This window comes from Cupriavidus sp. YR651 (assembly GCF_900101625.1).
GTDB lineage: Bacteria > Pseudomonadota > Gammaproteobacteria > Burkholderiales > Burkholderiaceae > Cupriavidus.
In genome coordinates this window covers 126,290-149,309 of the sequence record NZ_FMYZ01000003.1, presented here as the reverse complement: position 1 = coordinate 149,309, position 23,020 = coordinate 126,290, and the positions used below count along the sequence as shown (strand labels likewise).

Sequence of the window (23,020 nt, the reverse complement as noted above, 5' to 3'; positions counted from 1 at the left end):
TCAGCATTACCTATTCTCCTAGTGAGGATAATCAAATGGGATATCAGGGCGCACGCAGCACCAGTGGCTTGTTCTTCTCGACAATATAGTGAGCAATTGCCTTGAACCGCACCGTGCCGGTGTTGCAGACGTTATGCATTTCTTCCTGGCCGAACTGCAGCGGTCGTCCCGCCACAAGCCTCTGGTCCGGCTTGCTGTCGAACTTGGCGACCGCCTCGCCTTCAAGCACGTAGGCGCTTTCGATCCCCGGGTGGGCATGTCTGGTCGTGCACTGCCCCGGTTCGAGTTCGGCAATCACGCTGACCGTCTCGTAACCGGGCGGATAATCGATGGTCTGCAGCGGGGTTCGTTGCTGGGCCAACGCGTTGGTACCTGCGCCCAGCAGAACGACTCCGGCAGCAGCAACGGCCAGCGATCGTGTCGAATGTTTCATGGTGTCTTCTCCAAGTGGATTGTTATGGCTGTACTACAGGGGATAACTGACCCGCGCGCGTCATGCGCCCATCGCTATTGCAGATGGCTCAAGGCTATGTGCAATAACGGATGCCGAGAACTGAAATATCGAGATATGACCTATCTTTGATTCAGAGAGGTCAACGCGTTCTTGCGCAACGGGCTACAGTTGCGCATGAGCATTCCATGGCAGACGGGGACACGGTTCGTATGGAACTGGCGGATTTGAAGAATTTCGAGGTGGTGGCGCAGCTGGGCATCATGAACCGGGCCAATACCGAACTGCACACCGTGCAGTCGAACATCACGGCACGCATCCGCGGGCTGGAGGAAGAACTGGGCACGCAGCTGTTCGAGCGCCATGCGCGCGGCGTGCGTCCCACACCCGCCGGCCAGCGGATCCTTCCGTTTGTGGCGCGCATTGGCAAGCTGATGGCCGAAGCGCGCACGGCGGCTCAGGACGATGGGGTTCCCAGCGGCACACTGCACAGTCCATCCGCAAGCAGTGTCGTGCCGCAAGGGTTGCGGTTTTCTTCAAACAATGGGGGGGTTCGGAAAGACCGCACCGGCCGTCAATTGAATGGGCGCACCTACGACGAGATGCCAAAGGTCCGTCGCACTACTCGAATCGAGTTGGCCGCGTAGCCTCGGCCTTCCGGCCTACCCTCTAGCTACCTATCCCCAAGCGTCGACATACGCCAGTACACCCAGGTATGGACCGCGCACCGATACGCAACTTAGAGCCGCCGGCATTAGACATACTCCAAGCATTCGCCCGCTAGCCGCGCCCCGCGAAGCGAAAGCCCGGCTTGCGCTGCAGTCCAGACCCGCCCTCCGGTTGTCCGATCAGACCCCGGCACTACCTGCCTCGCCCGGACCAATACCGCTCCACCTTTCTCGGTGGTGAATGCGTAGCCACTCGGTTCCGGATAGTCCCCTACCGTCGATCGCCGGTTTGCCAATAGACGTGCCCACAGCTCCCGGCGCTTTGCGCCCCCTTCCGCGCGTTCTCTTTGCCCATTAACTTTGAGAATCCAACCCACTAACTTTGAGACGGGACATCCAGTGTACCCATTAACTTTGAGAATTTAACCCACTAACTGTGAGACAAAACCCACTAATTTTGAGACGTGACAGGGACACATAGAGAGCACCGCCCCCACCACTTTGACGCACCGCAAAAACTCAAGCAGATCACATTGATCCGTATTAAACTTTCAGAACTTTCTGAAAATTCGAAACGGACAAGCATGCAGCTATCGCCCCTGGTTCAGCGGTTTGTGCTCCATTTCGGTGAGATGGGCAGCCGCTGGGGTATCAACCGGACGGTGGGGCAGATCTACGCCCTGCTCTTCACCGCCTCCCGCCCGCTCAATGCCGATGAGATCGCCGAATCTCTCGGCTTTTCGCGCTCGAATGTCAGCATCGGCCTCAAGGAACTCGAATCCTGGAACCTGGTGAAGCTGTCGCACCAGCCCGGCGACCGCCGCGAGTATTTCTCCGCCCCCGATGACGTCTGGGCGATCTTTCGTACCCTGGCCGAGGAACGGCGCAGGCGCGAGATCGACCCCACCTTGTCGATGCTGCGCGAAGTCCAGCTGGAGGCGCCATCGTCCGCCGAGGACCGCCACGCGCAGGCACGCATGAAGGAGATGTACGGCCTGATCCTGCTGGTCACCACGTGGTTCGGCGACATGCAGAAGCTCGACGTCGCCACGCTGGAAAAGCTCATGCGCCTGGGGTCGCGCGTCACCAAGCTGCTGGACGTGAAGGACCGTCTGGCAAGCGCCATCGGCATGGGCGGCGAGAAAGCCGGCGCCCATGCCGCCAAACCCGCCGCCAAACCCGCGACCAAGACCCCCGCCAAGACCGCCCGCCCCCGCAAGGAGTGATCCGTGTTTGCCAGTCTCGACCCCGTAGTGCTGGCGCGCATCCAGTTTGCCGCCAACATCACGTTCCATATTCTGTTTCCGACCATCAGCATCGCCCTCACCTGGGTCCTGCTGTTCTTCAAGCTGCGCTACGGCAAGACCGGCGACGAGAGCTGGATGGCCGCCTACCGCTTCTGGGTCAAGATCTTCGCGCTGACCTTTGCACTGGGCGTGGTCAGCGGCATCACCATGAGCTTCCAGTTCGGCACCAACTGGCCCGGCTACATGGAAACCGTCGGCAATATCGCGGGCCCGCTGCTGGCCTATGAGGTGCTGACGGCGTTCTTCCTGGAAGCCACTTTCCTCGGCATCATGCTGTTCGGCATGCGCCGCGTCAGCAACCGCACGCACACCATCGCCACGCTGCTGGTGGCGGGCGGCACCACGCTGTCGGCGTTCTGGATTCTGGCGCTGAACTCGTGGATGCAAACCCCCGCCGGGTTCCAGATGATCGATGGCCGCGCGCATGTCACCAGCTGGATCGAAGTCGTCTTCAACCCCTCTTTCCCCTATCGCTTCACCCACATGCTGCTGGCATCCGGCCTGACGGTGGCCTTCCTGCTGGCCGGCATCTCGGCCTACCGCTGGCTGCGGGGCGATCGCGCCCGCGAGGTCATCCAGTCGATGCGCACCGGCGTGGTGCTGGCGGCGATGCTGATCCCGCTGCAGATCGTCGCCGGTGACCTGCACGGCCTGAACACGCTGCATCATCAGCCCGCCAAGATCGCCGCGATGGAAGGCATCTGGACGACCACGAAGGGTGCGCCGGCCGTGCTGTTCGGCCTGCCCAATGCCACCACGCGGACCAATGACTACGAGATCGCCATCCCGAAGCTGGCATCGCTCTACCTGGCCCATGACGTCGACGGCGAGATCCACGGCATCGACGCCTTTGGCGATCGCCATCCCCCCGTGGCCCCGCTGTTCTTCGCCTTCCGCATCATGGTGGGCGTGGGTCTGCTGATGCTGGCGGTCTCCTGGCTGGCCGCGTGGCAGTTCCGCACGCGCGGCGCGCCCGCGCCGTGGATGGCCCGTGTGCTGGTGGCGATGACGTTCTCCGGCTGGATCGCGCTGGTGGCAGGCTGGTATGTGACCGAGATCGGTCGCCAGCCCTACCTGGTCTATGGTGTGCTGACCACCGCGCAGGCGGCGTCCAAGGTGCCCGCCATGATGATCGGCAGCACGCTGGCCATGTACCTGACGCTCTACGCCGTGCTGATCGCCGCCTATATCTCCGTGGTCTACCACCTGGCCCGCAAGGCTGGCGCCGCCGACAGCGGACCGGACCACCATCCGCTCCACCCACAGGACAACGAGCGCGGGATCGAAACCCCGCAACCCGTCATCGCCGGCCACACCCGGAGCGCGCAATGAACCCGACCACGATTCCCGACCTCACCCAGCCGGCCGGCTGGATGCCGCTGGTCTTCCTGGCCCTAATGGGGCTGTCGATGCTGATCTACGTGATCCTGGACGGCTACGACCTGGGCGTGGGCGTCCTGCTGCGCCGCGCCGACGATGCCGACAAGGACACCATGATCGCGTCCATCGGCCCGTTCTGGGACGCCAACGAAACGTGGCTCGTACTCGGCGTGGGGCTGCTGCTGACGGCCTTCCCGCTGGCGCACGGCGTGATCCTGACGCATCTGTACCTGCCCGTGGCGCTGATGCTGGCCGGGCTGATCATCCGCGGCGTGGCGTTCGACTTCCGCGTCAAGGCACGGGACCCGCACAAGCCGTGGTGGAATTTCGCGTTCTATGCGGGATCGCTGCTCGCCAGCTTCTCCCAGGGCCTGATGCTGGGTCTCTATATCACCGGCTTCCGCTATGACCTGCCCAACCTGCTGTTCGCGGTGGCGGTCGGCCTGTGCCTGGTGGCCGGCTACTGCCTGCTGGGCGCCAGCTGGCTGATCATGAAGACCACGGGCACCCTGCAACTGCGCGCGATCTACTGGGCGCGGCGCAGCCTGTGGCTGACGGCGCTGGGCGTGGCGGCCATCTCGATCGTCACGCCGCTGGTCAGCGCGCGCATCTTCGAAAAATGGTTCGCGCTGCCCAACATCATCCTGCTGGCGCCGATCCCGCTGATCACGATGGGCCTGTTCGTGGTGATCGAGCGGGTGCTGCGCAGGATGCGCGACCTGCACGCACGCGGCAATGACCGCTGGTGCTGGGTGCCGTTCGTCGGCACGGCGGTGATCTTCCTGATGGCGTTCAATGGACTGGCGTACAGCCTGTTTCCGTACCTGGTGGTCGACCAGATCGACATCTGGCAGGCGGCCAGCGCGCCGGAATCGCTGATGGCGATCCTGGTCGGCGCGGCGATCGTGCTGCCGACGATCCTCGGCTACACGGTCTACGCGTACCGTGTATTCTGGGGCAAGGCCACGGACCTGCATTACTACTGATGCACCCCGAGCCGCTCCGATTCACCCACACCCCACGGTCTCCGGCGCCCTGACGGCGCCCAAGCGCTCATGGCACCAGGATCACCCAGCCCCACAGACCCTGCCACCGGCCCGCTGCTCAAGCGCCTGCGCAACCGGGCCGGCGCGCAGGTACGCGCGCTGACGCGCAGCAATTCAGGACTCACGCTCGACTACGACAACCCGCCCGGCGACCCCGGGCTGTTTGGCCCCGACGCGGTCTGCTGGCGCGTGCACGCGGATTTCCCCGCCATGCTGGCCGGCGGCGTCGGCGCGCTGCTCCTGCAGGCACTCCATCCGCTGGCGCTCGCCGGGGTGTGGGACCACTCCTCGTTCCGCACGGACATGCAGGGCCGGCTGGGCCGCACCGCGCAATTCGTCGCCGGCACCACGTACGGCAGCCACGCCGATGCCATGCGGCTGATCGAACGCGTGCGCCGCATCCACGCAGGCGTCAAGGGCACGGCGCCGGATGGCCAGCCCTATGCGGCCGACGATCCCGCGCTGCTGACCTGGGTGCACGTGGCCGAGGTATCGAGTTTTCTGGCCGGCTACCTGCGCTATGTGGGACCGCTGTCGGCAGCGGATCAGGACCGGTATTTCGAGGAAGAAGCCAGGGTGGCGGCGCTGCTGGGTGCACCGGACGTGCCACGCTCGCGCGCGGCGATCCACGCCTATCTGGAAGCGCAACGGCCCCACCTGGTGAACAGCGATCGCACACGTGAAGTGGTGCGGCTGGTGATGACGATGCCGGTGGCCAATCCGCTGCTGGTTCCCGCGGTCCGCACGATGGCCGATGCCGGCGTGGCGCTGCTGCCAGCGTGGGCACAACAGGCCCTAGGCTTGCATCGCCCGTCAGTACGGCGATCGTTGTCGGTTGCCGGCATGCGCGCGCTGGCGCCGACCTTGCGCTGGGCGCTGGGCCCCGGACTGGCGGCACGCGCCCGGCGGCGCGTGGCCCGCACCGCCTGAGCGTCGGCAGACGGGCGCCTGCTTGCCCGATTCCGCGCGAATTACCGTGCGAACCTCCGCGCGAACGTCCGTAATTACTCAGCGGCGGTTGCAGCGGCTGCCGCGGGTGCCGGGCTGCCGCGCAGCGTTTTCTCCTTGAGCCGCATCACCAGGAACGGTGCGATCGCCGACACCCCCGCGCTCATCAGGAACAGGATCCGGAACGCATGCTCGGCGGCCATGCGTACCGCCATCGCGTCGCCCTGGTCGCCCGCGCCGATGGCGCGACGGAACATGCTCATCAGCACGTCCTCGCCGCCTTGCACCCCGGTCACCGCCACGCCACTGTGGCGCAGCAGCGCGATCAGCACCGTCGTCAGCACGGCCACGCCGACCGCCCCGCCCAACAGGCGCGAGAACGCGGTCAGCGCCGTGGCAATGCCCACCTGCTGATGGGGCACGGCGTTCTGCGTTGCCACCAGCCCGCTGGGCAGTTGCAGGCCGATTGACAGCCCCAGCATGATCATCACCAGCGCCGCCGGAATCACCGCATGCGGCGGCACAAACGCCAGCGCCACGATCGCAAGCGGCGCGACGATCGATCCGGTCAACTGCATCGGCTTGTAGCGGCCGCTCCATGACATCAACCGGCCGGAGATATAGGCGCCGAAGGGAATCGCCAGCGTCAGCGGCACCAGCCGCAGCGCCGCCGTATCGGCATGGGCGCCGCCCACCACCTGAAAGCGCAGCGGCAGCAGCACCGACATCGCGATCAGCTGGAAGAAGCACAGGAACAGCGTCACGCAGCAGATGGCGACCGTCGGCACGCCGAGCATCGCCAGCGGGATCACCGGATCCGTCGCGCGGCGCTCCTGCCAGATGAACAGGGCCAGACCCGCCAGGCCCGCGATCAGCAGGCCGATGGTCTGCGGCTCCAGCGGCGAATGCCCCTGCCCCAGCCGGGTCAGGAACACCAGCACGCCAGACAGGCCGCCCCCGAACAGCAGCGCCCCCAGATAGTCGATCCGATGCTTGCGGCCACCCACCGGCAGGTGCCGCAGCGCGCGGCGCACGACCGCCAGCGCAATCAGCGCGAGCGGAATGTTGATCCAGAAAATCCAGCGCCACGACAGGAAGTGCGCCAGATAGCCGCCGATCACCGGGCCGGCCATGCTGGCCACGGCCCACACGCCGCTCACGTAGCCCTGGTAGCGGCCCCGTTCACGCAGCGGCACCACGTCGGCGATGGTCGCCTGCGAGACCGAGATCAGCCCGCCGCCACCCAGCCCCTGCAGGATGCGCGCGAGGATCAGCATCGGCATGGTGGTCGCCAACGCGCAAGCGACGGATGCCAGCAGAAACAGCACGATGGCGAACGTCAGCACGGATCGGCGCCCGAGCACGTCGGAAAGCTTGCCGTAGATCGGCGTGACCACCGTGGACGCCACCAGATAGGCGGAGATCACCCACGCCATGTCCTCGAAGCCATTGAGCTGCAGTGCGATGTCCGGCAGCACCACGGCGACGATCGACTGCTCCAGCGCCCCGAGCAGGATGGCCAGCATCAGGCCGAAGATGACCTGCATGACCGGCACATCGGGCGGCGATCCATCGGATTTGCGATCGGCGGATGACGAAGCAGGCGTGGGGTGAGGCTGGGGTGTGGACTCGACGGCGGACGCTTGGAGGGCGGACATGAGAGGGCCTGCGTGGCAGACGGCGGCAATGCGTGCCGGAATCGACGCGCCGCAGGGGACACATCGGTGCCCGGCGGGCCTTGTCTGCTCTTGTGGTCAAGGAGAGCCGATATTGTAGGCGAGCCCCGCTCGACCCGCTCGGTCTTTCAGCGGGCCCACGCCCACCCGACTTTTAGTGGATGCGCGACTCTCCACGGCGGCCGTCCAGCCTCCGGGTGCCGCCTGCCATGCCGCCATGCCATCGTCATTGCGGCGTCGGGCCGTATGGCCCTGCCGCGCGATGCCGTTCCGGGCGATCAGAAGATCAGAAGGTTTCCCAATCGCCACCATCGGCCCGGGCCGGCGACGGCGCGGCGGCCGGACGGCGGCGCGCTGGCGTGGCCAGCACTGGCTCCTTGCGCTGGCGCGTCACGGGCGGCCGGGGCTTGGCGGGCGCGGCCGGCTGGCGCGACGACAACACCGTGGTCGGCTGCGTCTTGCGCTCCACCGGCGGACGCACGGCGGCCGGCACGGCTGGCGCACGCGCAGTGCGTGGCGCCGGCGCCGCTGCCGGCAATGCCGGCGCGGACGGGGTCACGGCGCGGGAGATCGCGCGTACGCGCGTCGGCGCCACGGTCGCAGCAGTCGCCGCGGGGCCCGCGATCCGCCGGACCGGCGGCGATGCCGGGATCGATGCTACCGGGCGGGCCGGGCGGGCCGATACCATGGCCGAGGCCACGGCCGTCTGCGCTGGGCGGCTGTCGCCCAGGTCGAACTGGGCCACTTCCGCCACCAGCCCCCCCGCCTGCTGCAACAAGCTTTCCGCCGCCGCGCTGGCCTCTTCCACCAGCGCCGCGTTCTGCTGCGTCACGCCTTCCATCTGCGTGATCGCCAGGCTGACCTGCTCGATGCCGGCTGATTGCTCTTCGCTGGCGGCAGTGATCTCGCCCATGATGTCCGTCACGCGGCGCACGGCGCTGACGATGTCGTCCATCGTCTTGCCCGCCACTTCCACCTGCTTCGCGCCGTCCTTCACCTGCCGCACCGATCCGTTAATCAGATCGCCGATTTCCTTGGCCGCTGACGACGAGCGCTGTGCCAGGCTGCGCACTTCCGCGGCCACCACGCTGAAACCGCGGCCCTGCTCGCCCGCGCGCGCCGCTTCGACGGCGGCATTCAGGGCCAGGATATTGGTCTGGAAGGCGATGCCTTCGATGACGCCGATGATCTCGGCCACGCGTGCGGACGAGTTCGAGATGCCTTCCATCGTTTCCACGACGCTGCGCACCACGCGGCCGCCCTCCGTCGCCACGTCCGACGCGTTGGCGGCCAATTGGTTGGCCTGACGCGCGTTCTCGGCGTTCTGGCGCACCGTGGACGTCAGCTGCTCCATCGAGGCCGCGGTCTGTTCCAGCGAGGCGGCCTGCTCTTCCGTGCGCTGCGACAGGTCCGAATTGCCGCTGGCAATCTCGCGCGCGGCCGTGTCGATCGAACCCGCTGCCTGCTGGATACCGCGCACCAGCGTGCCGAGCTGGCCGAAGGCGCGTTCCAGCGCGCCCAGCACGCGGCCCATCTCGTCCTGGCTGCGCACGCGGATGGCGTGGGCCAGGTGGCCCTGCGCCAGCGCCTCGGCGGCATCCAGCGCCTGCGTGGCCGGACGCGTCACGGAACGGGTCATGCCGATGCCCAGCACGGCGGCGATGAACGCGGCCAGCACCGACAGGCCGATCAGCAGATTGCGGGTGAAGACGTATTGCTCGGAGGCTTCCTGCACGGCGGCCACGGCCAGGTTGCGGCCAGACTGGGCGGTCTCGTCGAGCTTGTCGAAGTACGCGGCCTGCGCGGCGGGCAGGGTCACGATCAGGCCGGCGCGGGCGCCATCGAACTCCCCGTTACGCAGTTGCTGGAGAACCAGGTCGAGCTGGCCGTTGTACGCGCCGCGCACCTGCGTGAGCTGGTCGAACATCGTCTTCAGCTCCGGCCTGCCCGATGCCTGGATGATCTTGGCGAGTTGATCGAGGATGCCGCTGACTTCCTCGCGGATCTTGACGATATTTTCGGCGTTCTGCGCGGCAAGCGCCGGATCTTCGGTCAGCGCGGCGTCACGCACCATGACGCCGATCGTCAGCACGCGTTCCTTGGCGCGATTGAGATCGATGACGCGCAGCAGCCGCTGCTCCACGGCCTGATGCATGGCGTCGTTCATGCCCCGCAACGCTGACACGCCCACGGCCGCAACGGCTGCCAGCAGAAAGACCACCAGGCAAAATGCCAGGGACAATCGCGTCCCGATACTCATGTTTCGCAAGCCCATCACTGCGCACCTTCCCTCGTTCTATGTATTCGTAAAGCGCCGGCGGCATCACCCGGGTCCGGGCGTCGCACGGCCCCCTATCGGCGTGATGGAGACGCTTCTTTAGGCGGAAAACGAATTGAGGGGAAAAGTGCCGGCAGTTCGGCGAATTGCTGGAGTAACGGATGGCTTCTAATCTGTCCCGTGCGCTCCGGCTGTGCCGGTAACGGCCTCTGCGGTGACAAACCGCAACCGAAATGACGCGGGCTCAAAAAAAAGAAGCCCACGCGCGGGGTGCTCGTAGGCTTTCAGGACTGCTTTGAAAAAGACCGGTTGTGGCCGGTCCGAACACCGAATATAAACCCGCTTACATGAGGTGTAAATCGCGCTTCTATCAGGGAATGCCCTCATGGCGGGTGTAAACGATACAGCACACGAATGCTAAAAATGATGGTCGGAATCACTTTTAGCCTTGTCGGCAAATAACGACCGCTTCCCGCAAACCTTTAGCTGGCGCGGCTTCTGGTGATTCGGGCACCCGTCTTCATGGTCATTTGCGACCAGGCGCTACATCAATCACTTTGTAGTAAGCAACAAATTAAATAGAGCAAATCCTCTACGCCCGGACAAGCCATGGCTTCGTCAACGCTTGTAAAACTTTGTTACTCTTCCGCCTGAAGTATTCCCCTTCTCTCCTGGCAGCGCCGCGCGAGATCGCCAACGGGGCAGCGCCATCCCATTTCCCGGGATTCCTGTCCGCGGCAGTCAAGACGGCCAGCCTCTGCGCCGGTTCCGAGAGCGAATGTTTCATGTCTCGCCAAGATCAGGCCGCGTTGTACGTCACTTTTAGTGCGACGCCGATCTGTGCGCCTGGTCATCGGACCGTTGTCAGCCGCCAGAACCCTTGCGGGCTCTTCCGGAGAAGTTGTGAAGAAGGAAATCAAGGCCCCCAGACCCAGCCGAAAACTGCAGCATCTGCAATTCGCGGCCCACAGCGCCAGTCGCAATTCGGTCATCGTCCACCTGTCGAATGGCACGCGGCTGACCGGGATCGTCGTCGCCTCGGACAATTACATGCTCCTGCTTGGCAGGGATGCCGAGGACCCCACCCCCACACTGGTATACAAGCGCGCCATCACGGTGGTCACGCCCGCGCACGCGCCGGAAGCCGCCGCAACCTTGCTGGAAGCGGAAGCGTCACCGGATTTCGTGCGTCTATATATACCGCGCACCCGCAAGCGCCGCTGACCCGCCACGGCATGGCAGCCAGGCAACCGGCCGCATGCCGCAACCGCTCGGGGGACGATGCCGCACCCCTCGAAACTCTAGCAAAGATCACTCTAAAGTCTCCTACCGCCCTGTCGATAACCCTTGCAACGGAGGCACTCTACGCCCTGCAAAGCAGGCAGCCAACGTTACGGCACCCGCCGGAATGCCTACAACATTGCAAATAGGAGTCGTACCATGGCGCAAGTCATTAACACGAACACGCTGTCTCTGATGACTCAGAGCAACCTGAACACGTCGCAATCGTCGCTGAACACCGCGATCCAGCGTCTGTCGTCGGGTCTGCGTATCAACAGCGCAAAGGACGATGCAGCCGGCCAGGCCATCGCCAACCGCTTCACCGCCAACATCCGCGGCCTGACGCAAGCTTCGCGTAACGCCAACGACGGTATCTCGATCTCGCAGACGACTGAAGGCGCGCTGACCGAAGTCAACAACAACCTGCAACGTGTCCGTGAACTGTCGGTGCAAGCCGCCAACGGCACGAACTCGGGTTCGGACCTGAAGTCGATCCAGGACGAAATCAAGCAACGTCTGGCTGAAATCGACCGCGTGTCGGCCCAGACCCAGTTCAACGGCGTGAAGGTTCTGGCCAAGAACCAAAACATGACGATCCAGGTTGGCGCTAACGACAGCGAAACCATCTCGATCGGCCTGAAGGAAATCACCTCGAAGACCCTGGGCGTTTCGGGCTTCAGCGTTGCCGGCCCGCAAGGCGCCACGGCTTCCATCGGTACCGCCGCTGCTCAAGCTGCTTTCGGTACGGCTTCGACCGTGACCAACGCTACCGCAACCGGTATCGCCGCCGCCAACCTGCAAAGCGCACTGGGCCTGGGCACCGGCGCTGGCGTGGGCTCGCAGAACGTCGTGGCTGACGCCAACGGCAACTGGTTCGTGCAAGTGAACATCACCGGCATGACCGCCGCCGACGACGCCACGCTGTCCTCGAAGGGCTTCGCTGGCAACGGCACGGCCACCTCGATGAACCTGTACATCGCCGTCAAGCCGTCCGACGCCGTGATCTCCACCGGTGGTACCACCGCTGGCTTCACGATCACCGGCGCTTCGCTGACCGCTTCGGACTTCCAGAACGCCGCTACGGCCAACCCGCTGAAGACGCTGGACACGGCCCTGGCTTCGGTTGACAACCTGCGCTCGTCGCTGGGTGCTGTACAGAACCGGTTCGAGTCGACGATCAACAACCTGAGCACGACGGTGAACAACCTGTCGGCTTCGCGTTCGCGCATCGAAGACGCTGACTACGCAACGGAAGTGTCGAACATGACCCGCGCGCAGATCCTGCAACAAGCTGGTACCTCGGTGCTGTCGCAAGCGAACCAGACCACGCAAGGCGTGCTGTCGCTGCTGCGTTAATCACCGCGCTGCAAAAGGCCGGGCCGCAAGGCCCGGCTTTTTTGCCGGAATGTTTTGCAGGCAGACCGCTGCCTGCAAAGCGTTTCAACCGGACAAGAATCACAGCCTTACCGGACGGAGCAGACCATGGCATCCCCTACCCTCGTTTCCTTTCCGGCGGCCCGCATTTCCGCCGATTCCGTGACCGCCGCCCCGGCACCCGCCGCGCCGGCCGCCACGGCGGACGCCGTTCGTCCGGCGCACGCCACCACGGACGCCGATGGCCGCTCCGCGCCCGATGACTCTCCGGCCAGGACGGCGGCAGCGGTCCAGGAACTGGTCGACGTGCTCAAGACCACGTCCATCGGCCTGCGCTTCGAAATCGACGAAAACACCCACCGCGTCATCACCAAGGTGATCGACAAGGAAACCGGCGAACTGATCCGCCAGATGCCGAGCGCGGAAGTGATGCGCTTCGCCCAGGCGATCGACAAGCTGCAAGGTTTGTTCATCAGCCACGCCGTCTGAGCGCGGCCTCCCGTTGAAGAAGTCACAAGGTATCTAACCATGGCAAGCATCTCGAATATTGGTGTTGGCTCCGGCCTGGATCTGCAAACGCTGCTCACCAGCCTGCAGACCAACGAAGAACTGGCCCTGCAGCCCATCAACGACCAGGCCACGAGCTTCCAGTCCAAGCTATCCGCGTACGGCCAGGTGAAGAGCGTGCTCGCCGCGTACCAGTCGGCCGCCCAGGCCCTGGCGGATGCCAAGACCTTCAACGCGACCAAGCCTGCCGTGGGCGACAGCACCGTCCTGTCGGCGACGGCCAGCAGCACCGCCGTGCCGGGCAGCTACACCATCAACGTCACCAGCCTGGCCGCTGCCCAGACGCTGGTCACCACCCAGCAGGCCAGCCAGACGGCGGCGATCGGTGGCGGCACGCTGACCTTCGACTTCGGCGACCAGCTCGCCACGGGCGGCGCGGCCACCAGCACCAAGACCGTGACGATCGGCTCCGATACCTCGATGCAAGGTATCCGCGATTCGATCAACAAGGCCAACATCGGCGTGACCGCCAGCATCATCAACGACGGCAGCGGCACGCCCTATCGCCTGGTGCTGACCTCGAACAACACCGGCACGCAGGGCACCATGCGCGTGAGCGCCAGCGATAGCAACGTCAACGCCCTGGTGGCGTTCGACCCGGCCAGCGCCGTGCAGGCCAGCGGCGTGCAGCAGAAGGTTGCTCCGCAGAACGCCGCGCTGACCATCAACGGCATCGATATCGTCAGCCAGAGCAACTCGGTGGCCGACGCCGCCCAGGGCGTGACGCTGAGCCTCACCAAGACCGGCACGACCTCGCTGACGGTCAACCGCGACAGCGACTCGATCATCAACAGCGTGCAGGCCTTCGTCACCGCGTACAACAACGTCCTGACCACCGCCGCGCAGCTGACCGCGTTCGACACCTCATCCAACAAGCCGGGCGATCCGTCGTCCGGCGCGGCGCTCAATGGCGACAACACGCTGAGCTCGATCCAGTCCCGCCTGCGCTCGATGCTGACCGCCCCGCTGAGCGACGGCAAGGGCGGCACGATCACCCTGTCCGACATCGGTGTCTCGTTCAACATGAACACCGGCACCACCAACGTGAACTACGGCAAGATGACCGTGGACACGGACAAGCTCAAGTCGGCCATCTCCAACAACCTGCAGGGCCTGACGTCGCTGTTCTCCGGCGACAACGGCGCTAGCGGCATCGGCAAGCAGGTGTCGGACTACGTCGATTCGCTGAACGCCACGTCCGGCGCGCTGACGGTGGCCACGGACGGCATTACCTCCACGCTCAAGCAGCTGAACGACCAGTACAACGAAACCAATGACCGGATCACGGCGACGATGGATCGCTACCGTGACCAGTTCACGCAGCTTGACCTGCTGGTTTCGCAGATGAACCAGACCAAGAGCTACCTCACGCAGCAGTTCGCGTCGCTGAGCAGCAGTAGCAGCAAGTAAGCCCGGAGATTTGCCATGTTCGCGCGCCAAGCCATCAATGCCTATGCCCAGGTCGGCGTCCAGACCGGGGCCATGAGTGCCAGCCCGCACAAGCTGATCGTCATGCTGTACGACGGCGCGCGGTCGGCCATCGCCCGGGCCAAGTTCCATCTGGAAGCCGGCGAGGTGGAAGCGCGCGGCAACGCGATCTCCAAGGCCATCAACATCATCGACAATGGCCTGCGCGCGGTGCTGGACCACGAGGCTGGCGGCGAGATCTCCGCCAACCTCGAATCGCTGTACGAATACATGACGCGCCGCCTGATGCTGGCCAACCTGCGCAGCGACGCCACCCTGCTGTCCGAAGTGGATACCCTGCTCGAGAACCTGTCCTCGGCCTGGTCCGCCATCGATCCGGCAGCGGCCGCCGATACCGCGCAGACGTCCCTGGCGTCCGACGCGCAGCCCATCCTGCAGGAAACCTGAAATGTTTGCCACGTCCCCCATCGTGAGAAGCTACGAAGAGCTGCTGGTGCTCTCGGAGCAGATGCTCGACGCCGCGCGCGCGTCCAACTGGGATGCGCTGACGGACCTGCAGCGGATCTATATGGCCGAGGTGGATCGCCTGCGCCAGCTCGACCACAGCGTGCCGTTTTCGGATAACGAACGCCTGCGCCGCTTCCAGTTGCTGGAGCGCATCCTTGCGTACGATGCCCGGATCCGCGACCTGACCATGCCCCGCCTGGCTCACCTCGGTGAACTGATCAACAACTCGCGCCGCAAGCTGGAGCTGTCCGCGGCCTACGGCGCGGCCGTCTGATCACGGCCCTTCCCCGATGAAGGGCCGGTATTGACGCGTATCACGCTTATCGACATCCGCTGACGCGCGCCCATGACCGGCATTCAAATTCCTCCCGGCCTGGTTCCGAACCAACTGCCGGACGCACAGCTGACCCGCCCCGCGCTGGCCATCGACAAGCTCGCGGCATTGATGCCGGTGCCCGAGGTCACGCAAGGCGACGTACAGTCATCCACCGGCGAAACCGTCCAGGCGCGCCAGCCTGTCACGGTCACCCCCGGCGCGGGCGATCCGCGCGCGGCAGCGCAGAACGGCTCCACGCGCGAGACGCTGAGCTTCGCGGCGCGCGCCATCCTGGACCTGTTCGAAGGCGGCGACGCCCAGCCGCTGCGCACCAGCGCCCCACTGCTTTCGGCCCCGCCCGCATCCGGCGCGAACGCCGCAAATGGCGCCAATGGCGCGGCGGCGACCCTGTCCGCCGCACTGGCCACGCTGGTCGACCAAAGCGGCATGTTCTACGAATCGCACCTGCTGCAGTGGGCCACGGGCCAGCGTCCGCTGTCGACGCTGCTGCAGGAACCACAGGCCACGCTGCGCGTGCCGGCACAGGCATCGCCGCCCGCCTCCGGCGCGCCTGCGCAGCCGGGCGCGAGCGTTGGCGCCCCCGTGGCGCTGCTGCCCTATGGCGGACCGGCTGCATCGGCCACGCCACCGCCGAGCGCGACAATCCTGGCCGAACTGACCCGCCCGACCATCTTCCCGCTGACCACCGGCGTACCCGCCCAGCCTGCGCACCCGCAGCGCGAAGCGCAGCCAAGCGCCCAGCAGGGCAGCGCGGCAGGCCAGCAAGGCGCGGCCCAGACGCCGGCCGCCGAACAGCGCCGCGCCGCGCACGCCAGCGCCGCGGCACACGCGTATCAGGTGACCGCCGAGGTTTCCCACGACGGCCACCACATCGCACAGGCCCAACGCGCAGCCATCATCGCCAGCTGGAATTCGCCCGATGCGCCTTCGGCGCGGCCGCAGGCCGATGTCGGTCCGCCGGTTCATCCGGGCAGCGAAGGCGTGGTCCGTCAGCAGCTGGAACTGCTCGCCACGCAGCAGTTCCGCTGCACGGTCGACGCCTGGCCGGGCCTGCCCGTGGACTGGGAAGTCACGCGGGAACAGCAGCGTGAAGGATCGGCCGGTGCGGCGGATGCCGTCAACTGGAGCACCCGGTTGCGCCTGTCGCTGCCGCGGCTTGGCAATGTCGACGCCGTGCTGACGCTCGGCGCGCACGGGCTGGAAGCGCGGCTGGTAGCCGCCGACGCCACCGCCGCCGCGCAGCTCGCCCGGGGCCAGGCCGACTTCCGCAGCCAGCTCGATGCACGCGGCATCGCGCTGCTGAACCTCAATGTCAGCACCGCCGACGAAGCGTCGGTGGCCGCCGGCGTTGCCATGGAATTGCCGACATGAGCGCGAACGATCCCGATCGCGGCGTCGCCGTCGCGCTGTCCTATCAGGCCGTCGACAAGGCGCCCCGCATCGTCGCTAAAGGCTATGGGCTCTCCGCCGAAGCCATTATCGCGCGCGCACGCGAGGCGGGTGTCTACGTGCATGGCTCCCCTGCACTGGTGAACCTGCTGATGCAGGTGGACCTCGACAGCCAGATCCCCCCGCAGTTGTATGTGGCCGTGGCCGAGCTGCTGACGTGGCTCCATCAGATCGAGTCCGACGCGCCCCAGCTCCCCGCGCTGACCTGACCTCTCCTGGTGCCTTGCGCCTGCATCCGTTGCCCCGCGCGGCATCCCGGGCAGGCGGCGAAATCGCCACCCCAAGCGAAATAGCGCCAATTTAGACCCGTTTTCCGGCGGATGGCCTAATCCGCGCTTTGCTAATGTGCTCGCATCGGTCAGCCCCTGGATTTCCACGGCTGACGTAGCGCCTTTTCAAAGCAAACGCCATGAACAAGAACGTCTCGGTGAGTCCCGCGCAGCGTACGCTCCAGCAGGCCTGGAACGCCTACAACGCCGGCAGGTACGCGGATGCGCACAAGCTTGCGCTAACGGCCAAACGCAGCGGCGGCAGCATGCCGGATGCCTGCTACATGGAGTCCCTGGCGGTGGCGGCGCTCGGCCGCAATGCCGAGGCCAAGCAGCTCACCGAAACCAGCCTGAAGCGATATCCCGGCCACCCGGGCTTGCTGGGGCTGCTGGGCTCGCTGGAGATCTCCCTGGAAAACTACGCCACGGGCGCCGCCCTGGTGGAAAAAAGCCTGAAGCTGCAGCCGAACGCGTCGCACCTGTGGGGCATGCTGGGCACCGCCTACTACCTCTCCGGCGACTACTACGGCGCCCGCCTGGCCGGCGAGAAGGCCGTCGCCCTGACGCCGAACGATCCGATCGCGGTTGGCAACTACGCCTCGTCGCTGCGCGAATCCGGCAGTTCCGTCGAGGCCATCCCCGTGTTCCGCCGCGCCTGCGCGCTGGACCCGCTGCATCGCATCAACCGCTCGAACATGCTGTTCGCGCTGCTCTACGACGAGCAGATCGGCGCCGACGAACTGCGCCGCGAGGCCACCGACTGGGCGGAAACGCTGCGCCGCACGCCGATCGCGGCCGGCGCACCGCTCCAGCCGAGCAGCGGCGAACGAATCCGTATCGGCATCCTGTCGAACGACTTGCGCCGCCACGCCTGCGCATACTTCCTGATTCCGCTGATCGCGAACATCGACCGAACCCACTTCGAGGTGCATCTGTTCTCGCTCTCCGGCGTGAATGATCAGGTCACCATGAAGATCCGCATGTATGCGGAAGGCTTCCACGATGTCTCGAAGATGTCGGAGGCGGATGTCGTCAAGGCCGTACGCGCGCAGAACTGCGACGTGATGGTCGACCTTGGCGGCTATACGGGCGCATCGCCGCTGCAGTACATGGTGCATCGCCTGGCCCCCAAGCAGCTGACCTGGCTCGGCTACCCCAGCACCACCGGCATGAAGGAAATCGAGTACCGCATCACGGACTGGACGGGTGACCCCGCGGGCTACGACGGCAACTACAACGAGCAGTTGCTGCGCGCCCCGGTCTTCGCGGCCTATCACCCCATCGTCACCAGCCCGCTGCAGATCTACGAGCGCAAGTATCGCGTGCAGCAGACGCCCGCGCTGCAGAACGGCTACATCACGTTCGGCTCGTGCAACCACATCGCCAAGCTCGGCCCGAAGACCATGCGCCTGTGGAGCGCGGTGCTCAAGCGCTGCCCGGACGCCCGCCTGCTGGTGGAAGCCGCGGGCTGCGAGCGCGAGAGCGTGCGCGACATGCTGCGCGAGCGCATGGAGCAATACGGCATCGACACCAGCCGCGTGGAAATGATCCCGCGTGACAGCAGCATGCAGTACCTGACGTACAACCGGATCGACATCGTGCTGGATACGGCGCCCGTCACCGGCGGTACGACGACCTGCGACGGCATCTGGATGGGCGTGCCGATCGTCACGTTCTCCGGCAACACGTTCCACCAGCGCGTATCCGCGCCGTTCATGCAAGCCGCCGGCCTGGGCGAGCTGATCTGCGAGACCGAAGAGCAGTATGTCGACATGGCCTGCGCGCTGGCCAGCGACGCCGAACAGCTCAACGCCATCCGCATGTCGCAGCGCCAGCGCGCCGAGCAGAGCGACATGTTCGACGCGCCGCGCTTCACCGCCTGGTTCGAGGATCAGGTCATCGAGATGTGCAAGGAGTACAAGCCGCTGACCCAGCCGCGCGAGTCACGCCGGGAAGGCGTGTTCTTCGGCGGCCAGTGGTATCCGGTGGAGGACCTGGTGATGTCCGTGGCCGCGCACATGCATCTGCGCGAATATGTGCCGCTGCAGAACGTGCTGGAGAACCTCACCTCCACGTGGTATCGCCACTGGATGGTCGCGTTCGGCCTGGCCGAGATCAAGTACAACAACTTCCAGCAGGAAGAAGCGATCGAGCTGCTGGTCGAGGCGATCGGCATGCGTCCGTACTCGCTGCCGCTGTATCGCAAGCTGGCACTGTGGCTCGACGAGCAAGGCCTGGACAAGTCCGCGCTGGCGCAACTGCTGGACGACCAGTTCGGCCTGAGCCTGGAGATGCTGGAATCCTCCCCGCCGCCCACGGCGTTCGAGATCCTCGGCATCGAGTTGCAGACCACGGGATCGGATGCCAACACCAGCGCGGAAGAGGTGGCAGCATGAAGGCCGTCATCCTGGCCGGCGGTCTGGGCACCCGGATCTCCGAGGAATCGCACCTGCGGCCCAAGCCGATGATCGAGATTGGCGGCAAGCCGATCCTGTGGCACATCATGAAGATGTACTCGGCGCATGGCGTCAACGAGTTCGTGATCTGCCTGGGCTACAAGGGCTACGTCATCAAGGAATACTTCGCCAACTACTTCCTGCACATGTCCGACGTGACGTTCGACATGCGCGAGAACCGCATGGCCGTGCATCAACGCAAGGCCGAGCCGTGGAGCGTCACGCTGGTGGATACCGGCGAGGACTCGATGACCGGCGGCCGCCTGCGCCGCGTGCGCGACTACCTGACGCCGGGCGAGGCGTTCTGCTTCACCTACGGCGACGGCGTGTCGGACATCGACATCACCGCCGAGATTGCCTTCCACCGTTCGCACGGCAGGCGCGCCACCGTGGCCGCCGTGCAGCCGCCGGGCCGCTACGGCGCGCTCGAACGCGACAACGAGAAGGTGTGCGGCTTCACGGAAAAGCCGCGCGGCGATGGCGCCTGGATCAATGGCGGCTTCTTTATCCTGCAGCCGGAAGTCATCGACCTGATTCCCGATGACCTCACCAGCTGGGAAGAAGCGCCGATGCGCCATCTGGCCAACAGCGGCCAGATGGGCGCGTTCGAACACACCGGCTTCTGGCAGCCGATGGACACGCTGCGCGAAAAGAACCTGCTGGAAGACCTCTGGCAATCCGGCAAGGCCCCCTGGAAGACATGGTAATGAATCCCGTGGCTTCCACCCTGGCGGCCTATGCGGGCCGCCGGGTTTTCGTCACCGGCCATACCGGCTTCAAGGGCGCGTGGCTCGCGATGCTGCTGGCGCGCCTGGACGCGCGGGTAAGTGGTTACGCACTGGCGCCCAACACCACGCCGAGCCTGTTCGAGGCCGCCCGCGTGGCGCCGGCACTCGTGCGCCATACGGTGGGCGATATCCGCGACGCGGCGGCCCTTGCCCGCGCGATGCAGGACGCGCAGCCCGAGATCGTGTTCCACCTTGCCGCCCAGCCGCTGGTGCGCGCGAGCTACCGCGATCCGGCCGACACGTGGTCGACCAACGTGATGGGCACGGTGAACCTGCTGGACGCCGTGCGCGCATGCCCGTCCGTGCGCGCGGTGATCGTGGTGACCACCGACAAGTGCTATGACAACAAGGAATGGCTGTGGGGCTATCGGGAAACCGATCCGCTCGGCGGCCATGACCCGTACAGCGCCAGCAAGGCCGGCACGGAGCTCGTGGCGGCCAGCTATCGCAAGTCGTTCCTCGCGGAGCGCGGCGTGCTGCTGGCCACCGCGCGCGCCGGCAATGTGATCGGCGGCGGCGACTGGTCCGAGGACCGCCTGATCCCCGACGCCGCACGCGCGGCCGCGGCTGGCCGGACCCTCGAGATCCGCAGCCCGCAGGCCACGCGTCCGTGGCAACACGTGCTGGAGGCACTGCACGGCTACCTACTGCTGGGCACCCGCCTGCTGGCCGGCGACACGGCGCTCGCCACCGCCTTCAATTTCGGCCCCGATGCGCGCGACAACCTGCCCGTCGCCAGCGTGCTGGCCGGTCTGCAGCAACACTGGCCCGCGCTGCAATGGGCGCACTGCCCGCCGCCGGGCGCCGCGCCGCACGAGGCCCGCAACCTGTATCTCGACTCCGCGCAAGCCCGCACCGTGCTGGGCTGGCAATCGCGCTGGACGCTGGACGAGGCGCTGGCCGCCACCGCGCACTGGTATCGCACCGTCCAGCTGGACCCGGCCCACGCGCGGGACATCACCGAACAACAAATCGAGCAATTCTGCGCATGAACGCTGCCGCCACCGCTCCTACCCCAACCTGCCGCGCCTGCGGCGCACCGATGACGCAGACCGTCGTCGATCTCGGCCTGTCGCCGGTCTCCAACGCCTTCATCAAGCCGGAGCATATCGACCAGGGCGAGATGTTCTACCCGCTGCACGCGATGGTGTGCCACCAGTGCTGGCTCGTGCAGCTCCGTGACGCCACGCCGGCCGAGACGCATTTCCACGACGACTATGTCTACTTCTCGTCGTTCTCGACCTCGTGGCTCGACCATGCCCGCCGCTATGTCTCGGCGATGACCGACCGCTTTGGCCTGACCCCGGCCAGCCGCGTGATGGAGATCGCCAGCAACGACGGCTACCTGCTGCAGTATTTCCACCAGAACGGTGTGCCGTGCCTGGGGATCGAGCCGTCCGCCAATACGGGCGACGCCGCGCGCGCCAAGGGCATCGACAGCCGCGAGCTGTTCTTCGGCGAGAAGACCGCCCGCGCCCTGTGCGAGGAAGGCTGGCAGGTGGACCTGCTGCTCGGCAACAACGTGCTGGCGCACGTGCCGGACATCAATGACTTCGTCGCCGGCATGCCCGTCGTGCTCAAGCCCCAGGGCGTGGTGACGCTGGAATTTCCGCACCTGCTGCGCCTGCTGGAGCAGAACCAGTTCGACACGCTCTATCACGAGCACTACTCCTACCTGTCCCTGACCGCGCTGGTGCCGATCCTGGCGCGCGCCGGCCTGCGCGTCTTCGACATCGAGCACCTGCCCACTCACGGCGGCAGCCTGCGCCTGTTTGCCTGCCACGCCGGGTCCGGTCACGCGAGCACGCCGGCCGTGCAAGCCTGCCTTGACGAAGAAGCGAAGGGCGGACTCACATCGCCGGCACGCTATGCCCTGTTTGCCGAGCGCGCGCGCCAGGCCAGGCGCGACCTGCTGGCCTTCCTGATCGAGGCGCGCCGCGCCGGCAAGCGCGTGGCCGCCTACGGTGCCGCCGCCAAGGGCAACACGCTGCTGAACTACTGCGGCGTGGATACGGACCTGGTGGAGTACGTGGTGGACCGCAATCCCGCCAAGCAAGGCAAGCTGCTGCCGGGCACGCGGATTCCCGTGCTGTCGCCGGACGCCATCTATGCCAGCCGCCCCCACTACCTGCTGATCCTGCCCTGGAACATCAAGGATGAAGTGATGTCGCAGATGGCCGGCATCCGCGCCTGGGGCGGCCGCTTCGTGGTGGCGATCCCCGAGACCGTGGTCCTGCCGTGATCTTCACCCCGTCCCGCATCGCCGGCGCCTGGCTGGTCGATCCCGAACCGCTCGCCGACGAACGCGGCTTCTTCGCGCGCACGGTCTGTGTGGAGGCATTTGCCGAACACGGGCTGGACGCGCGCTTCGTGCAGCAGAGCGTGTCGCGCAATACGCGTGCCGGCATCCTGCGCGGGATGCATTTCCAGACCGGGGCGCACGCCGAGGACAAGCTCGTCCGCGTGACCACCGGCGCGGTGCATGACGTCATCCTGGACCTGCGCCCCAACTCCGCCACGTACCTGCAATGGCAGGCGGTGGAGCTGTCCGCCGAAAGTCAGCGCGCACTCTACATTCCCCGTGGCGTGGCGCATGGCTTCCAGACCCTGACGGACCTGTCCGAAGTCTTCTACCAGATGACGGTGCCCTTCGCGCCCGGCAGCAGTGCCGGCGTGCGCTGGAATGACCCCGACATCGGCATTGCCTGGCCGGCCTGCGCGGACCGCATGATTTCCGCGAAAGACCTGGCCCTTCCCACGCTGGCGGATCTCCGCGAGCGTTGATCGATTTCCATCCGATAACCACCCCC

Annotated in this window: 21 protein-coding genes; 18 read left to right on the top strand and 3 right to left on the bottom strand. The window is 65.9% G+C overall.

All coding sequences use genetic code 11. The features are described from left to right. Positions 1-43: 43 nt before the first annotated feature. The gene (locus BLR29_RS10305) at positions 44-433 is read right to left on the bottom strand and encodes a cupin domain-containing protein (protein ID WP_092136876.1); all 390 of its coding nucleotides are present in this window, start codon (positions 431-433) and stop codon (positions 44-46) included. A gap of 230 nt (positions 434-663) precedes the next feature. Between BLR29_RS10305 and BLR29_RS32685 the strand changes: the two genes are divergently transcribed. The 5 genes from BLR29_RS32685 (at position 664) to BLR29_RS10280 (ending at position 5,782) form a co-directional block, all read left to right on the top strand. Beyond that, positions 664-1,098: a LysR family transcriptional regulator gene (locus BLR29_RS32685; protein WP_092136875.1), complete on the top strand. Its 435-nt coding sequence runs from the start codon at positions 664-666 to the stop codon at positions 1,096-1,098. 605 nt (positions 1,099-1,703) lie between these two features. Next, on the top strand, positions 1,704-2,345 hold the full coding sequence (locus BLR29_RS10295; protein ID WP_092136874.1) for a GbsR/MarR family transcriptional regulator: 642 nt from the start codon (positions 1,704-1,706) through the stop codon (positions 2,343-2,345). 3 nt (positions 2,346-2,348) lie between these two features. Then, positions 2,349-3,758, top strand: a complete 1,410-nt coding sequence (locus tag BLR29_RS10290) for a cytochrome ubiquinol oxidase subunit I (RefSeq protein WP_092136873.1) — start codon at positions 2,349-2,351, stop codon at positions 3,756-3,758. Further along, on the top strand, positions 3,755-4,792 hold the full coding sequence (locus BLR29_RS10285) for a cytochrome d ubiquinol oxidase subunit II (RefSeq protein WP_092136872.1): 1,038 nt from the start codon (positions 3,755-3,757) through the stop codon (positions 4,790-4,792). The genes BLR29_RS10290 and BLR29_RS10285 overlap by 4 nt, the downstream gene beginning before the upstream one ends. 69 nt (positions 4,793-4,861) lie before the next feature. Continuing rightward, the gene (locus tag BLR29_RS10280) at positions 4,862-5,782 is read left to right on the top strand and encodes an oxygenase MpaB family protein (RefSeq protein WP_092136871.1); all 921 of its coding nucleotides are present in this window, start codon (positions 4,862-4,864) and stop codon (positions 5,780-5,782) included. 74 nt (positions 5,783-5,856) lie between these two features. Here BLR29_RS10280 and BLR29_RS10275 read toward each other — a convergent pair whose 3' ends face one another. Next, positions 5,857-7,347 (bottom strand): MDR family MFS transporter, encoded by a 1,491-nt coding sequence (locus tag BLR29_RS10275; RefSeq protein WP_092136870.1) that lies wholly within the window; start codon positions 7,345-7,347, stop codon positions 5,857-5,859. 415 nt (positions 7,348-7,762) lie between these two features. After that, entirely contained in the window at positions 7,763-9,751 is a 1,989-nt protein-coding gene (locus BLR29_RS10270) for a methyl-accepting chemotaxis protein (protein ID WP_092136869.1), read from the bottom strand. Positions 9,752-10,657: 906 nt separating this feature from the next. Here BLR29_RS10270 and BLR29_RS10265 point away from each other — a divergent pair. The 13 genes from BLR29_RS10265 (at position 10,658) to rfbC (ending at position 22,994) form a co-directional block, all read left to right on the top strand. Beyond that, complete coding sequence (locus tag BLR29_RS10265; protein ID WP_092136868.1) at positions 10,658-10,978, top strand: RNA chaperone Hfq; 321 nt, start codon at positions 10,658-10,660, stop codon at positions 10,976-10,978. A 216-nt stretch (positions 10,979-11,194) separates the two neighbouring features. Continuing rightward, a complete protein-coding gene (locus tag BLR29_RS10260; protein ID WP_092136867.1) occupies positions 11,195-12,391 on the top strand; it encodes a FliC/FljB family flagellin in 1,197 nt (398 codons plus the stop codon). Between the two features lie 126 nt (positions 12,392-12,517). Further along, positions 12,518-12,898: a flagellar protein FlaG gene (locus tag BLR29_RS10255; protein ID WP_092136866.1), complete on the top strand. Its 381-nt coding sequence runs from the start codon at positions 12,518-12,520 to the stop codon at positions 12,896-12,898. 39 nt (positions 12,899-12,937) lie between these two features. After that, entirely contained in the window at positions 12,938-14,386 is a 1,449-nt protein-coding gene (fliD, locus tag BLR29_RS10250; protein ID WP_092136865.1) for a flagellar filament capping protein FliD, read from the top strand. 15 nt (positions 14,387-14,401) lie between these two features. Further along, the gene (fliS, locus tag BLR29_RS10245; RefSeq protein ID WP_092136864.1) at positions 14,402-14,851 is read left to right on the top strand and encodes a flagellar export chaperone FliS; all 450 of its coding nucleotides are present in this window, start codon (positions 14,402-14,404) and stop codon (positions 14,849-14,851) included. Position 14,852: 1 nt separating this feature from the next. Next, complete coding sequence (locus tag BLR29_RS10240) at positions 14,853-15,185, top strand: flagellar protein FliT (RefSeq protein ID WP_092136863.1); 333 nt, start codon at positions 14,853-14,855, stop codon at positions 15,183-15,185. Positions 15,186-15,257: 72 nt separating this feature from the next. Beyond that, a complete protein-coding gene (locus BLR29_RS10235) occupies positions 15,258-16,619 on the top strand; it encodes a flagellar hook-length control protein FliK (protein ID WP_092136862.1) in 1,362 nt (453 codons plus the stop codon). Beyond that, positions 16,616-16,906: an EscU/YscU/HrcU family type III secretion system export apparatus switch protein gene (locus tag BLR29_RS10230; protein WP_092136861.1), complete on the top strand. Its 291-nt coding sequence runs from the start codon at positions 16,616-16,618 to the stop codon at positions 16,904-16,906. The genes BLR29_RS10235 and BLR29_RS10230 overlap by 4 nt, the downstream gene beginning before the upstream one ends. 200 nt (positions 16,907-17,106) lie before the next feature. After that, positions 17,107-19,362, top strand: a complete 2,256-nt coding sequence (locus tag BLR29_RS10225) for an O-linked N-acetylglucosamine transferase, SPINDLY family protein (RefSeq protein ID WP_092136860.1) — start codon at positions 17,107-17,109, stop codon at positions 19,360-19,362. Further along, positions 19,359-20,129 (top strand): glucose-1-phosphate cytidylyltransferase, encoded by a 771-nt coding sequence (rfbF, locus tag BLR29_RS10220; RefSeq protein ID WP_092136859.1) that lies wholly within the window; start codon positions 19,359-19,361, stop codon positions 20,127-20,129. The genes BLR29_RS10225 and rfbF overlap by 4 nt, the downstream gene beginning before the upstream one ends. Continuing rightward, complete coding sequence (gene rfbG / locus BLR29_RS10215) at positions 20,123-21,202, top strand: CDP-glucose 4,6-dehydratase (RefSeq protein ID WP_255371173.1); 1,080 nt, start codon at positions 20,123-20,125, stop codon at positions 21,200-21,202. The genes rfbF and rfbG overlap by 7 nt, the downstream gene beginning before the upstream one ends. Continuing rightward, on the top strand, positions 21,199-22,452 hold the full coding sequence (locus BLR29_RS10210; protein ID WP_092136857.1) for a class I SAM-dependent methyltransferase: 1,254 nt from the start codon (positions 21,199-21,201) through the stop codon (positions 22,450-22,452). Before rfbG ends, BLR29_RS10210 begins: the two co-directional genes overlap by 4 nt. Beyond that, entirely contained in the window at positions 22,449-22,994 is a 546-nt protein-coding gene (gene rfbC, locus BLR29_RS10205; RefSeq protein WP_092136856.1) for a dTDP-4-dehydrorhamnose 3,5-epimerase, read from the top strand. Before BLR29_RS10210 ends, rfbC begins: the two co-directional genes overlap by 4 nt. Positions 22,995-23,020 lie beyond the last annotated feature (26 nt).

Excerpts from the sequence above, each read along its gene's own strand:
- fliS (WP_092136864.1), top strand. The coding sequence starts at position 14,402 with ATGTTCGCGCGCCAAGCCATCAATGCCTATGCCCAGGTCGGCGTCCAG.
- BLR29_RS10285 (WP_092136872.1), top strand. The coding sequence starts at position 3,755 with ATGAACCCGACCACGATTCCCGACCTCACCCAGCCGGCCGGCTGGATG.
- rfbG (WP_255371173.1), top strand. The coding sequence starts at position 20,123 with ATGGTAATGAATCCCGTGGCTTCCACCCTGGCGGCCTATGCGGGCCGC.
- BLR29_RS10235 (WP_092136862.1), top strand. The coding sequence starts at position 15,258 with ATGACCGGCATTCAAATTCCTCCCGGCCTGGTTCCGAACCAACTGCCG.
- fliD (WP_092136865.1), top strand. The coding sequence starts at position 12,938 with ATGGCAAGCATCTCGAATATTGGTGTTGGCTCCGGCCTGGATCTGCAA.
- BLR29_RS10280 (WP_092136871.1), top strand. The coding sequence starts at position 4,862 with ATGGCACCAGGATCACCCAGCCCCACAGACCCTGCCACCGGCCCGCTG.
- BLR29_RS10255 (WP_092136866.1), top strand. The coding sequence starts at position 12,518 with ATGGCATCCCCTACCCTCGTTTCCTTTCCGGCGGCCCGCATTTCCGCC.
- BLR29_RS10260 (WP_092136867.1), top strand. The coding sequence starts at position 11,195 with ATGGCGCAAGTCATTAACACGAACACGCTGTCTCTGATGACTCAGAGC.
- BLR29_RS10295 (WP_092136874.1), top strand. The coding sequence starts at position 1,704 with ATGCAGCTATCGCCCCTGGTTCAGCGGTTTGTGCTCCATTTCGGTGAG.
- BLR29_RS10270 (WP_092136869.1), bottom strand. The coding sequence starts at position 9,751 with ATGGGCTTGCGAAACATGAGTATCGGGACGCGATTGTCCCTGGCATTT.
- BLR29_RS10305 (WP_092136876.1), bottom strand. The coding sequence starts at position 433 with ATGAAACATTCGACACGATCGCTGGCCGTTGCTGCTGCCGGAGTCGTT.
- BLR29_RS10230 (WP_092136861.1), top strand. The coding sequence starts at position 16,616 with ATGAGCGCGAACGATCCCGATCGCGGCGTCGCCGTCGCGCTGTCCTAT.
- rfbF (WP_092136859.1), top strand. The coding sequence starts at position 19,359 with ATGAAGGCCGTCATCCTGGCCGGCGGTCTGGGCACCCGGATCTCCGAG.
- BLR29_RS10210 (WP_092136857.1), top strand. The coding sequence starts at position 21,199 with ATGAACGCTGCCGCCACCGCTCCTACCCCAACCTGCCGCGCCTGCGGC.
- BLR29_RS10275 (WP_092136870.1), bottom strand. The coding sequence starts at position 7,347 with ATGCAGGTCATCTTCGGCCTGATGCTGGCCATCCTGCTCGGGGCGCTG.
- BLR29_RS10225 (WP_092136860.1), top strand. The coding sequence starts at position 17,107 with ATGAACAAGAACGTCTCGGTGAGTCCCGCGCAGCGTACGCTCCAGCAG.
- BLR29_RS10240 (WP_092136863.1), top strand. The coding sequence starts at position 14,853 with ATGTTTGCCACGTCCCCCATCGTGAGAAGCTACGAAGAGCTGCTGGTG.
- BLR29_RS32685 (WP_092136875.1), top strand. The coding sequence starts at position 664 with ATGGAACTGGCGGATTTGAAGAATTTCGAGGTGGTGGCGCAGCTGGGC.